The 12,539-nt window shown below is 67.4% G+C and carries 12 protein-coding genes; 4 read left to right on the top strand and 8 right to left on the bottom strand.

Translation table 11 applies throughout. The features are described 5' to 3' along the window. Positions 1 to 53: 53 nt before the first annotated feature. On the bottom strand, positions 54 to 287 hold the full coding sequence (locus tag ACSU1G_RS15780) for a CDGSH iron-sulfur domain-containing protein (protein ID WP_439280917.1): 234 nt from the start codon (positions 285 to 287) through the stop codon (positions 54 to 56). Further along, positions 284 to 1,225 (bottom strand): iron-containing redox enzyme family protein, encoded by a 942-nt coding sequence (locus ACSU1G_RS15775; RefSeq protein ID WP_439280916.1) that lies wholly within the window; start codon positions 1,223 to 1,225, stop codon positions 284 to 286. Before ACSU1G_RS15775 ends, ACSU1G_RS15780 begins: the two co-directional genes overlap by 4 nt. 152 nt (positions 1,226 to 1,377) lie before the next feature. Between ACSU1G_RS15775 and ACSU1G_RS15770 the strand changes: the two genes are divergently transcribed. Further along, complete coding sequence (locus ACSU1G_RS15770; protein ID WP_439280915.1) at positions 1,378 to 1,548, top strand: hypothetical protein; 171 nt, start codon at positions 1,378 to 1,380, stop codon at positions 1,546 to 1,548. 70 nt (positions 1,549 to 1,618) lie between these two features. Here ACSU1G_RS15770 and ACSU1G_RS15765 read toward each other — a convergent pair whose 3' ends face one another. Beyond that, positions 1,619 to 3,121 (bottom strand): FAD-dependent oxidoreductase, encoded by a 1,503-nt coding sequence (locus ACSU1G_RS15765; RefSeq protein WP_439281269.1) that lies wholly within the window; start codon positions 3,119 to 3,121, stop codon positions 1,619 to 1,621. A 468-nt stretch (positions 3,122 to 3,589) separates the two neighbouring features. Here ACSU1G_RS15765 and ACSU1G_RS15760 point away from each other — a divergent pair, with 468 nt between their 5' ends. Next, the gene (locus ACSU1G_RS15760; RefSeq protein ID WP_439280914.1) at positions 3,590 to 4,411 is read left to right on the top strand and encodes an alpha/beta fold hydrolase; all 822 of its coding nucleotides are present in this window, start codon (positions 3,590 to 3,592) and stop codon (positions 4,409 to 4,411) included. A gap of 111 nt (positions 4,412 to 4,522) precedes the next feature. Here ACSU1G_RS15760 and ACSU1G_RS15755 read toward each other — a convergent pair whose 3' ends face one another. Beyond that, complete coding sequence (locus ACSU1G_RS15755; RefSeq protein WP_439280913.1) at positions 4,523 to 5,986, bottom strand: NAD(P)H-hydrate dehydratase; 1,464 nt, start codon at positions 5,984 to 5,986, stop codon at positions 4,523 to 4,525. Positions 5,987 to 6,286: 300 nt separating this feature from the next. On the opposite strand from ACSU1G_RS15755, the gene ACSU1G_RS15750 reads away from it, so the two are divergent. After that, on the top strand, positions 6,287 to 6,676 hold the full coding sequence (locus ACSU1G_RS15750; protein WP_439280912.1) for a hypothetical protein: 390 nt from the start codon (positions 6,287 to 6,289) through the stop codon (positions 6,674 to 6,676). Positions 6,677 to 6,709: 33 nt separating this feature from the next. Further along, the gene (locus tag ACSU1G_RS15745; protein WP_439280911.1) at positions 6,710 to 7,741 is read left to right on the top strand and encodes a hypothetical protein; all 1,032 of its coding nucleotides are present in this window, start codon (positions 6,710 to 6,712) and stop codon (positions 7,739 to 7,741) included. On the opposite strand, the gene ACSU1G_RS15740 is transcribed toward ACSU1G_RS15745, so the two are convergent. From ACSU1G_RS15740 to glgX, 4 genes are all read right to left on the bottom strand, one after another. Further along, on the bottom strand, positions 7,695 to 8,756 hold the full coding sequence (locus ACSU1G_RS15740; RefSeq protein ID WP_439280910.1) for an O-antigen ligase family protein: 1,062 nt from the start codon (positions 8,754 to 8,756) through the stop codon (positions 7,695 to 7,697). The genes ACSU1G_RS15745 and ACSU1G_RS15740 overlap by 47 nt on opposite strands. Positions 8,757 to 9,249: 493 nt before the next feature. After that, the gene (locus tag ACSU1G_RS15735) at positions 9,250 to 9,600 is read right to left on the bottom strand and encodes a holo-ACP synthase (RefSeq protein WP_439280909.1); all 351 of its coding nucleotides are present in this window, start codon (positions 9,598 to 9,600) and stop codon (positions 9,250 to 9,252) included. Positions 9,601 to 9,657: 57 nt separating this feature from the next. Next, the gene (locus ACSU1G_RS15730; RefSeq protein ID WP_439280908.1) at positions 9,658 to 10,320 is read right to left on the bottom strand and encodes a hypothetical protein; all 663 of its coding nucleotides are present in this window, start codon (positions 10,318 to 10,320) and stop codon (positions 9,658 to 9,660) included. A 14-nt stretch (positions 10,321 to 10,334) separates the two neighbouring features. Further along, positions 10,335 to 12,464 (bottom strand): glycogen debranching protein GlgX, encoded by a 2,130-nt coding sequence (gene glgX / locus ACSU1G_RS15725; RefSeq protein WP_439280907.1) that lies wholly within the window; start codon positions 12,462 to 12,464, stop codon positions 10,335 to 10,337. Positions 12,465 to 12,539: the final 75 nt, after the last annotated feature.

Raw genomic sequence — 12,539 nt, 5'->3', positions numbered from 1 at the left:
GGCCTACCGTACGCCGCCGAAACGTCAGCGGATTCCTGAGCCGCTGACCGGGCTCAGGGTCGTTCCTGGCGTCTCTCGCGGGCCTGCAGGATCTTGTGCGTGCCATCGCACCACGGTTTGGTCGAGGACGCCCCGCACCGGCAGACGGCGCTGACCGGGCGAGTAGTCCGATGCTCGGTGCCGTCCTCGTCCTGCACCACGTGGTCCCCGCGCAGCAGCATCGGCCCACCGGGGCAGAGGATGACGTCCGGGTGGCTCAGATCCTGCCCCGCGTCGGAGCCGCTCACGCGGCCCACTGCGCGAGCATCCGCTCGGCGTAGCGGTCGGAGAGGTCCATGGCGGAGAACGCCCCGAGGTAGACGTCGTCATGCAGCTCCGGCTCCTCGGCCAGCAGGGCGCCGCAGATGGTGCGCACGGCGAGCTGCTCGTGCACGGCGTCAGCCTCCACGTGCTCGGTGTAGTAGGCGATCATGGACGCCGGGAACCCGAGCCGATGCAGCCCCTGGGCCATCTTCCGGGAGGGCGACGAGCTGGTGGCCTCGAACGCGGCCAGGAACCCCAGGGAGGCCGCGCGCAGCCGGCGGTTCAGCCCGAACAGGGACATCGCGTTGTTCTCCTCGAGCACCTCCAGCGGCGCCTCGTTGATGTACGCGCCGTAGGTGGCGTCCAGCCCGGTGTCCTGCAGCCCACGCACGAACAGGTGGGCGTGCAGCCGGTTGGGGTCCCCGTTGCCGTACTCGTCGAACTGCAGTTCCATCACCGCGGCCTTCACCCGGTCCGAGAGGCGCGGGATCACCCAGGTGGTGTGGTCCGCCTCCTTCAGGTGGTAGATGGTGCGGTGGCGCAGCAGCTCGTGCACCTGCTCCTCGGTGGCCTTGCGCTTGACATGGGCGGCCAGCGAGGGCCCGTCATGGTCGGCCACGAACGCGAAGAACGCCTCCTCGAACCCCTCCGGGTCCGGGATCTCGGGCATCCGCGCGCGCAGGGTCGCCTCGAACTCGCGCTCCAGCCCGCGGCGTACCGCGATGAGCTGTGGGTCCCACTCCAGCTCCCCCGCCACGTCCTCGAAGCCGCGGTAGTGCTGTTCGTACAGGGCCCACAGCGTCAGCTGGGCGTCTTCGGCAGTGTCCGACGGCGGCGCCTCGCCCAGGTGCGCCGTCTCACCGGAGCGCATGGCCGCGAACACGGCCTCGCTCAACGCGCCTCGCGCGTTCGGTATCAGCACCGGCCCGCCTCCGTCCCGGACTGCGCGGGCCAGCCATCCGCTGATCTGCTCATGCTCGTCCTCCCGGTCCTCACTCCTTCAACGATAGAGCAGAAGCGCGCCATTCTCAGTAGTGCAGACTGGGATTCCCATCCCTACTTCAGGAGGACACGATGAGCACTGATCCCATCAACCCCGAGAGCTCTGACGAGGAGCGCGCCGCCCACCCGGATGCCGCGGAAAAGGACAGGAAGAAGGATAAGAAGGGCCCGGAGACCGAGGAGGAGTTGGACGAGCAGGTGGAGGAATCCATGCCGGCCTCGGACCCGCCCGCCAACTATTGATCGCCCCGGCCCGGGCGGCATACCTGCCGTCCCGGGCCGGAGCCGGGTTCCGATTCTCGTTCGGCGAAAGTCAGGACTCCGGCTCCCTCCGGGGCAGGGCCTTGACCGCTGGACCTTCCAGGACGGAGCCGTCGGCGGCGAACCGGGATCCGTGCAGGGGGCAGTCCCAGGAGTTCTCTGCGTCATTCCACGTGACGATCCCGCCCAGGTGGGTGCAGACCGCCGAGAGCCGGCACGTCACGCCGTCCACGGTGGACACGGCGGCCGGGGTGCCGTCCAGTCGGCCGACGATCCCCTCCCCCTCCACCGGCGGCTCCGGGGACAGCGCCCGTGACGCGGCCGTGGCCCAGCCGGTGGCCGCCCGGACGCCCACCTCGAGGTTGTCCCTGGCCCCGGTCAGCAGGTCCGAGGGGGTGGTGATGCGCTTGCCGAGGGTGTCCGCCCACGGGATGTTCCGGCCGAGCAGTTGCCCGGAGATCGCCAGGGCCGCGGCCACGCCGTTGGTCATGCCCCACTTGTTGTACCCGGTGGCCAGGTAGATCCCCCCGCCACCGCGCGGCAGGGTGCCGATGAAGGGGATGTAGTTGGCCGAACGGTAATCCTGGGCGGACCAGGCGTGGGTCCGCTCGGCGCCGGGGAAATGCTGGCGGGTCCAGGCCTCCAGATCCTCGACGGCGGCCCGCGGCGAGTCCTTCCGGCCCACCCCGTGCCCGTTGCCGCCCACCAGCAACAGCTCATCGCCTCCGACCGGCGCTGTGCGCAGGGACCGGGACGGGGCATCGGCGCTGAGGTACATCCCCTGGGGGATCGACTGCGGCGCACCCGGCACACGGAAGGCCAGCGCATAGGAACGGTTCGGCAGCAGCTTGGCGAAGTACCCGCCTCGGTCCAGGATCGGCGCACCCGTGGCGAGCACGAGGTGATCAGCCCGAACGGGACCGCCGGTGGTCTCCACGCTCAGCGGTGAGCCGATCCCGGCGCCGGACACGCGCACGCCCTCGATCAGCTCGCCACCGCGCTCGCGCAGCTCCGCGGCCAGCGCCTCCAGCACCTGCATCGGATGGATCTGGGCCTGGTCCTCCAAGGCGATCGCCCCAGTCACCGGGAAGGGCAGCTCGGTCTGCTCCGTCCAGGTGACGGGCAGGTCAGCAGCCTGCGCGGCCTCCAGCTCTGCGCGGAGCGTATCCGCCCCCTGCTCGGTGGTGGCATAGGTGTAGGCGGTGCGGCGCTGGTAGGCGATGCCCCGCTCGTCCAGGTAGCGCAGCAGCCACGCCTGGCCTTCCCGGTTCCCCTCCACGTAGGCCCGGAGCACCCGATCCGTCTGGTGGCTGCGGATCTGCGCGAGGGTGGTGCCCTGCAGCAGCGAGACCTTAGCGGTGGTGTTGCCGGTGGCTGCGGCACCCACCGAGCGGGCCTCCAGCACGGCCACCCGTTGCCCCGACCGCGCCAGCAGCACCGCGGTGGTCAGCCCGGTCAGGCCGGCCCCCGCGATGATGGTGTCGTACTGCGTCCCGGCGGTGAGTTGCCCGGTACCTGCCGGGACGGGGTTGGTGTCCAGCCAGAGTGACGTCATGGGGGTGCTCATGCGGGCACGGTAACAAGGTCGGGGCGCTGACCCAAGGGTTGGACCTCGCGGCGCCCTGAGAGCATTGGGTCAACTGCCCATTCAACGCGACCCACCAGGCAGTCCTCCGGTCGGCCGCCCATGTCTGCGACAACCCGAAGGCAGCGATGACCGCCGCGATGATGAGAACAGCTCTGATAGCGGTCTGTTAGATCCGTTTCAAAGGCCGAGGTGCTTCTCGTAGTGGTTATAGGCGGTGACGTCCCCGGTCTGCAGCACGAAGTCCGGATCATCGACTGCGTTCGCCTACAGGGTGGCGCGCAGCCGGGACTGCTGGGCAGGGACTCGTGAAGGACTTGGACCGGGTGCAACCCACGAGTGAACTCTCTGGTGCCCTATACATCGCCCCGCGACTCTGCCTACGGTGGCCCCGCCGCGGATGCTCCGCGGCACCAACTACGGGAAGGGCCACCTCACATGGGAACCGTCACCGGCGCCAACGAGAACCAGCTGCACTACGAGGACACCGGGGGCACCGGACGGCCGGTGGTCCTGGTCCACGGCTGGCCGCTGCACGGCCAGTCCTGGAAGGACCAGACCGGCCCGCTGTCCGCCGCCGGTCACCGGGTGATCACCTACGACCGCCGCGGCTTCGGGCAGTCCGAGCCCCAGCACCCCTACACCTATGACGCGCTGGCCGGAGACCTGGCCGCCCTGATCGAGGCCCTGGACCTGCGCGACGTCGTCTTGGTCGGGTTCTCCATGGGTGGCGGCGAGGTGGCCCGTTACCTCGCCAAGCACGGCAGCGAGCGGGTGGGTTCGGTGGTGTTCGCCGCGGCGGTGACGCCGTACATGCTGCACACCTCCGGCAACCCCGAGGGGCCGCTGAAGAAGACCGAGGCCGCGGCCATGGCAGCGCAGCTGACCGCCAACCGGGAGAAGTTCTTCGACGGCTTCACCACGGACTTCTTTAGTGCCGGAGACACGCTGTGCGTGAGCGAGGCGCAGCGCCAGGAGGCGATCGCGATGTGTCTGCAGGCCAATAAGCTGGCCGTACTGGAGTGCATGGCCTCCTTCGGCGCCACGGACTTCCGCGAGGACCTGGAGCAGGTCACCGTGCCGACGCTGGTGCTCCACGGCGACGCCGACGGCGTAGTGCCTTTCGAGGGCTCCGGCCAGCGCACCCACCAGGCCATCCCCCACAGTGAGCTCGTGGTGGTCCCCGGCGCACCCCACGGTTTGAACGTCTCACACGTGGAGGAGTTCAACACCGCGCTGCTGGACTTCATCGGCCGCTGACCGGCAGTCGGAAAGGGTTAGAGGCTGGTCAGGATCACTGCGAGCAGGATGCCGATGACCACCACGAGGGCGATCACGTCACCATCAGGGATACGCGAAGCTAACTGCCAGCTACCGCCCGGTTAGCGCGTGACGCACGGCACTGGGCAGCGACGACGCACCGAACGGCCCCGCTTCAGCGGCCACCGTCCCGGCCGTCCCATGCAGCCAAGCCGCGGCAGCAGCCTTCTCCACGGTGGAAGCCGGACCACCGTGCGAAGTCCGAGCCAAGGCCGAGCCGACCAGCCCCGCAAGGCAGTCACCGGTGCCGGCCGTGGCCAGCTCCGCACCACCCTCGTTCTGCACCAGGGTCCGACCACCTGGCGCGGCACAGACGGTCGTGGAGCCCTTGAGGAGCACGACGACGGCCAGCGCCTCGGCCGTGCGGCGTGCGGCGGTCACGGGGTCGGCTTTCGCGAGTTCCGCGAAGCCCTCGGCCAAGTCCGGAACCAGCCGATCAGCCAGCCGCAGCAGCTCCCCCTGATGAGGCGTCAGCACCACCTCGCACCCGGCATCGCGGAGCCGGCCCAGGTCCTTCAACCCCACCAGATCCAGCGCGGAGGCATCCAGCACGAGCGGCAGGCCGCCGTCAACGCACACGTCAATCACCTCGGCCAACCGGCGGCGCGCATCATCGTCGGAGCCCAGCCCCGGCCCGACCACCCACGCCTGCGCCTTGCCCTCCACGCCGGTACCGGCCACCACCTCGGGGTGCGCCGCCAGGACGAGATCAGCAGCCCGACGAGGGCCGGCGTACTGCACCATGCCCAGCCCGGTGGCGATCGCCGAGGAACACACCAACACCGCCGCCCCCGGGTACTGCTCGGAACCGGCACAGACCCCGAGCACCCCGCGGCTGTACTTGTGGTCGTCCCAGGCGGGCGGAGCATAGACCGCGAGCACATCCTCGCGCTCCAGCGTCAAGACATCCGGTTCACCCAGGTACGGGCCGAGGCCGATGTCCACCAGCTCTACCCGACCGGCAGCGTGCGCTCCAGCGCCCACCGCCAGTCCGGTCTTGAGCGCCCCGAAGGTCACGGTCACGTCGGCGAGGATCACTCCCCCGGCCACGTGTCCTGTGTCGGCGTCCACCCCGGAGGGCAGATCACAGGCAACGACGACGGCCACCCCCTCCGGCACGCGCGGCGGCTCCCAGCCGCCCCGGGCCCCGGTCCCGAGCACGCCGTCGATGAGCAAGGCGGTATTCTCGGGCACCCGTTCGGCCACCCGACCGCCAGCGCGACGCAGGGCATCCAGTCCAACTTCGTGCATGCGGTCCCCGGACGGGACGGCCACCGCGTCGACACCGCGGCGTCGCAGGAAGGCCAACGCCCAAAGAGCGTCTCCCCCGTTGTTGCCGGTTCCCACCAGTGCGGCCACCGTCGAACCGACCACAGGGCCTCGAGAGCGCAGTTCAAGCAACACCACCACTGCCAGCCCCCAGGCGGCCCGGCGCATGAGCGCATCTCCCTGGCCGGAATCGAGCAGGGGGCGCTCCGCGGACCGAACTGCAGTGACGGTGTAAGCGTGGTTCACGTCTGATTCCTCCAGGGGCGTGGCGGGCGAATAGTGGACACGAATCATGTCCGCGTATACCTCAACACCGAGTTGGCTGATTTGCCTACGATGCTCCGCAATCGCCTATGGCGATCTTTGCGCTTCGAAACTCGGCTAAACGCACAGAGTGTCGACGTGGCGAAGAATACGCTGGCAACTCAGACATTCACCGGCACTGGTATTGGGGACCAGTCGGGGTTTTCAACAGCAGTGGGGTCCCTCTCGCCCGGGGAAACGCTGCTGGTGCGCGGAACCGTCGCCCTGACTTCCACTATCACCTTGGCTACCCCGGACACGGGCATCCGGTTCACCCCCGGCGCGAAGATCGTCACCACCGTCTTAGCGGCCGACGTGCTGACCATCACCGGCACAGGCGTGCCCATCGAGGGCGGCACCATCGAATCGCCCTCAGTGTGGGACGGTGCCAACGTCGCCCCCACCTACGCCGTGGTCCACGTCAAGACCGAAGACGTCCGGATTGCCGGACTCCGGTTGGTCAACGTGCCCAAGGTCGGCATCTACTTCGATGACGTGCAGACCGGAACCGCCGAGGGGTGCTGCATCACCGGCAACTACCCCGCCGCATCATGGACCGGCATGGAGACCGGACACTTCGGCATCGCCTACAACCCCGCCGGGACCGGCTCTGGACGACTGATCATCACCTGAAACCACCTCAAGTCATGCGTGCAGCGTCTGTTCATGGGGGCATACGGCGGTTCGGAACCAACCTACGGCGTGGTCATCTCCGGCAACATCTTCGACGGGTGCCACAACCACGGCGTCTACTCGTCCTTCGGCGTGGATGCCGCAGCCGTCACCGGAAACACCTTCACCCGGTGCTCCATGCCCGTGGCCATGACCGGCTCGGGTCACACGATCACCGGCAACACCACGTACACGCACACCACCGGCACCAACCTGGACGTGGCCGGACTCAGCATCCGTGAACCCATCGGCTGCACCATCACCGGCAACACCATCCGGGGCGATGTCCTCGCCGGGCAGGTCGCCGTGGAGCTGGGGAACTACCTCGCCGGGTCCGTCGAGGTCTCCCGCAACACCATCACCGGCAACACCATCATCCTGACCGCAGGCGCAGGGGTCGCCATCCGCGTGGGCCGGGCTGGGCAAACGACCATCTGCAATGACAACATCGTCAGCAACAATGTCGTCCGGGGCCTCGGACAGGTCAACGTGGGGCTCGTCACCGTGGCCCCGTCAGCCGGGACCGCCTACGGGAACAAGGTTGACAACAACACCATTGTCATCCGGGGTAACTCCCACGGCATCTACCTCATCAACGCCAACCACACCACGGTCAGCGGCAACACCATCCGCTTCGAGTACAACGCGGCCGCCGCAACGACGGTGGCGGGCGTGCGGATCTACGACAGCCGGGGCGTGACGGTCCGGGGCAACTCATTCCTCACCGCCACCGGGCACGGGGCCAACCTCAGCGTCCGTGCCATCTGGGAAGCCGCCGGGAGTACGTTGGGCAAGTACGGGCCGAACGCGCACGACCCTCTGAATGCGACCACCTACACGCCCATCGTCACCGTCACCGTCACCGGCACCAACTGCTTCGTGGACGAGTCCGGGACCGGCGACCCCAACGGGGCGTTCTTCGCCTCCGCCGGGTCCCGCTGGGCGCGCACGGACCGCACTGTGGGAACCAGCCTCTACGTCAAAGAGTCCGGGTCAACCGCCGCGTCCGGGTGGGTCGGGAAGTAGCTGCTGCCCGTCCGGCCGCATCCTCATCACCGACGAGGGAGCGGCCGCCACGGACCCGCCACAGTTCGAGCCCGAGGCCCACCGCGATCATCACCCAGAGCAACCGGTTCCCAACAAGATCAGATGACGACAGGGCACTGATGAACGCGAATGTCCACACAGCGAGCAGCAACCCCCCCGCCCTGGTAGCGGACTCCTTGATGAGGCGGCGAAACGAAATGACGAGCACGACAAGAAGCCCGGCGAGTGCAATCCACCCACCTTCGACGGCCGTCTCAAGCAGGATGTTATGGCTGTATTGCGTGTATCCCGTGGCCGCCGCACCCGGGGACAGAGTGACATGACCGTAGAGGCCGCCAAATCCGAGACCCCCCGGGGTGGTGAGCGCAATGTCCAGTGATTCTGCCCAGAGGCTATCCCGGCCGGAGCTGTCCTGGCTGAAGATCCGGTTTGACGAATCGAGGCCCCCGCTCCGGAGAAACAGGTAGACGCCTGCAAGGACGCCACCGACACCGATTACCCGGGCAAAGGGGGACGTTGGGCGTCGGCTCATTAGGAGCGAAAACACAATGGCGACCCCCGCCGCCAGGAGGGGCCCCCGGCTGCCAGTCGAGGTGGCGGCGAATGCCGCAATAGCCCCCGCGACGAGCATCAGGGCGCGCCACCAACCGCGCCCCCAATAGGCCATGAGGACGCACAGCAGCGATCCAAGAGAGGCCATCCGCCCGAGGCCGATGGGGTTCATGCCGAGCACGGATGCGCGGCCGACGAACGTGGAAACCTCGCCGAAGACGAGGAGCGTCAACGCGACGCCCACACCGAATGCGGCCAGGGCCAAGAGGAATGTCCGCGACACGGCCCACCTGGCGACGATCTGAGTGGTCACGACCATGATCAGCAAAGTCAAGAACAAACCGATCGTCTTGGATTGACCGTAGTGGTGCGGGGCGGCAGTCACGAGACCCGGAAGGAACGTAACGGCCACTAGCAGGATCAGCAGGTGCGGCCTGCCCATGTACCCAGAGTCCTTGAACCAAGCATGACCGGCAATGATCGCAGCGAGGCCGAGGGATACCGCGGTTGGGTCGGTCAAGATCGACCCGGTGAGGTTCGGGACAAACAGATTTGAGGTGGCAAGTACAGCAAGAATTAGGGCGGGCAGAAGGTCCGGATGCACCGGAAATGCCCTGCCCCGAGGCCCTGCCCCGCGTCGGACTCGGCCCTTCTTATCCAACGTGTACAGACCCTTCGGAGACATGCGCTCCATGATAGCTGTGACCTGGCTGAGAGTCCGCTGAAAGACCTCAACAACCGGCCCAACCGCCGGATTAGCCCAGACCCATCACAACCGAACTCCAGAAGGCACCATCTGCGCTGGGCAAACACTCGTAACCAGAGAGGGCCATAGACCTGACTGATGTAAATTGTGGGTCGCGCCCACCCCATCCACCCTGCTCGGCATTGTTCTGCTGTTCTGATCAAGTATCTGAGACAGGCTCTTCACGACCTCAGCCCTCGGCCACGACCATGGCAGTAGCCACGTCACCATCATGGCTCAGGGACAGGTGCCACTTCTTGACGCCCTTGGCATCGGCCACGTCGGCCACGGTGCCGATCGCCACCACATGCGGGGCCCCGGCGGCATCGACGTCCACCTGGCAGTGCTGCCAGTTCATGCCGGCAGGGGCTCCCAGAGCTTTCGCCACGGCCTCCTTGGCGGCGAAGCGTGCCGCGAGCGAGCGGATGTTGAGCTCGCGCTCGGCCGGGGTGAAGAGACGGTCCCGCAAGGCCGGCGCCTTCTCGAGCTGCTGTTGAAAACGGGATACCTGGACAACGTCCACGCCAATGCCGATGATCATCCAGCCATCCTAACGACCCGGGCACGGCCGGCAGGGGCCAGAAACCCAGCCCGCCAGCTACCGGTCCAGCTTGAACTTGTCGATCGGCGTCTGCAGCCACTCCATCGGTTCAGCAGTGCACCCCGGCGTGAGGAACGTCTTAGCATACGCCGCCATGGCGTACACGAAGTCGTAGACGTATCCCCGCTTGCCGCGTACCGGCTCGAACTCGTACATGTACAGTTCGCCGTCCCAGCACCGGTCCATCAGCATGCGGGACCGCTCGATGTGGTGGTCGAACGTCAGCACCCCGAGGCTCTGCACCCCGTGCTGACGCGCCAGCTCGGTCCCGACGATCGCCTCCCCCTGCGTCGTCACCGGGTCCGGGGCGAAGCACTCCACGGTGGCCCCACCCGGCGACTCCTGGCACAGGCTCGCCGGAGCGTTCTCCGGAGTCGAGACCAGCAGCAGGTCGGTCACGCCCTCCTCGGCCAGTCGCCGGGCCTCGTCGTGGGCGCCGGCCTGGGTGGCGAGCACGATGAGCGCGTCCACCTGCGGCGCAGCGTTGACTCGCGGGTTCACGGTCAGCCACGCCAGAACCGCGCCGACGCCCAAGAACACGATCACCACCAGTCCCGCTCCGCGCAGGATCCAACGGCGGGTACGACGCCGGCCGGTCGCCTTCCGAAGGCGCCGCACCCGGGCGTCGCGTCCCTGACCATCGGCATCTCGGCCGTCCATCAACTGATCCAGGTTCACCGCTGACCGGACTGCAGGATCACGATGCCGCGGCCCGGAACCGAGATCCGGTCCCCGGCGGAGAACTCGGTGGTGTCCGGGGTGGCGTCGGCGGTGTCCACCACCAGCTCCCAGGTGGCAGGGAACGGCTCACCGGGCAGGGTGTACTCCACCGGCTCCCAGTGCGCATTGAGCATCACGTAGAAGTCGTGGTCTCCACCGTACCCGGTGTCGTCGCCGCCTCGCTCGGACGCGTCGAGGTCGTGGCCGTTGAGGAAGAAGGCGATCGACTGGGCGTAGTAGGTCTCCCAGTCCGATTCGTCCTTGGCCGTGGCGTCCGGCTCGAGCCAGACGATGTCCGGCAGGGCGTTCGAGTCCGCTCGTGCGGCGGGTCGGCCGTCGAAGTAACGCCGGCGCCGGAACACCGGGTGGTCCTGCCGCAGCGCCACCGCCCGCGCGGTGAACTCGATGAGGTCCTCGTCCGCCTCATCCCAGTGGATCCAGGAGAGCTCGTTGTCCTGGGCGTAGACGTTGTTGTTGCCCTGCTGGGTCCGTCCCAACTCGTCACCGTGGCTGATCATTGGCACGCCCTGGCTGATCATCAGCGTGGCCAGATAGTTGCGCTGCTGCTGGGCGCGCAACCGGCGGACCTCGGCATCATCCGTGTCTCCCTCCACGCCGCAGTTCCACGAACTGTTGTGGGATTCGCCGTCGTTGTTGTCCTCGCCGTTGGCCTCGTTGTGCTTCTCGTTGTAGGAGACCAGGTCCCGCAGGGTGAACCCGTCATGGGCGGTCACGAAGTTCACCGAGGCCCGCGGGGTGCGTCCGTCGTCCTCGTAGAGGTCGGCCGAGCCGGTGATACGGGTGGCGAACTCCGCCAGGGTCCCCGGCTCCCCGCGCCAGAAGTCCCTGACGGAGTCCCGGTACTTGCCGTTCCACTCGCTCCACAGTCCCGGGAAGTTGCCCACCTGGTAGCCGGCCCAGCCCACATCCCAGGGCTCGGCAATGAGCTTCACGGTGCGCAGGACGGGGTCCTGGCGGACCACGTCGAAGAACCCGCCCAACATGTCCGGGCCCTGCTCCCCCTCGGAGCGGGTGAGGGTGGTGGCCAGATCAAAGCGGAAGCCGTCCACGTGCATCTCCTGCACCCAGTAGCGCAGGGAGTCCATGACCAGCTGCAGCACCATCGGGTGGGAGAGGTTCAGCGAGTTCCCTGTCCCGGTGTAGTCCATGTAGTGGCGCTCGTCGCCCTCCACCAGGTGGTAGTAGTTCACGTTGTCGATGCCACGGAAGGACAGGGTGGGTCCCATGTGGTTGCCCTCGGCGGTGTGGTTGTAGACCACGTCCAGGATGACCTCGAGTCCGGCGGCGTGCAGGTCCTTGACCATCTGCTTGAACTCGCGCACCTGCCCGCCGGTGTCTCCGGCAGAGGAGTAGGTGTTCTGCGGGGCGAAGTAACCCAGGGTGTTGTACCCCCAGTAGTTCGAAAGCCCCTTGTCCTGCAGGGAGGAGTCGTTGGTGAACTGGTGCACGGGCATCAGCTCCACGGCCGTGACGCCCAGCTTCGTCAGATGATTCAGTACCGCGGGGTGGGCCAGTCCGGCGTAGGTCCCCCGCGCCTCCTCGGGCACCTCCGGGTGTAGCTTGGTCATGCCCTTGACGTGGGTCTCGTAGATGACGGTCTCATTGAAGGGGATATCCGGCTGCTTGTCCTCGCCCCAGTCGAAGGAGTCGTCCACCACCACGCCGAGCATGGTGTGGCCCAGCGAGTCTGAGGTGTCGATCGCGTCGTGGTCCTCGAAGTCGTAGGAGAACTGGTACTGGCCCCAGTTGAAATCCCCCGTGATGGCCTTGGCGTAGGGATCGAGGAGGATCTTCGCCGCGTTGTACCGAAGGCCGGACGCAGGGTCCCAAGGACCGTGGACGCGGTAGGCGTACTTCTGCCCGTCGCCCACGTCGGCCACGTGTGCGTGCCAGGTGTTTCCCGAGCGCTCAGTCAGCTCCACGCAGACCTCAGTGCCGTCGGCATCTACGAGGCACAGCTCGACCTTCTCGGCCGTCTCGCCGACGGAGAGCGCAAAGTTCGTCCCGTCCTCGTCCGGGGTGGCGCCCAGGGGGTAGGGCACGCCGGCAGTGGTCTCGACCATGTTTCTCCTCGGATGGATGTGGACTCCGAGGAACAGTCTAAGGTGGCGGAGTCCTCACGCCGGTGTGATCCCGGT

The sequence above is a fragment of the Microbacterium sp. A93 genome (assembly GCF_051842835.1).
The sequence above is the reverse complement of the archived record's forward strand: the minus strand, read 5'-3'. Positions and strand labels throughout refer to the sequence as shown.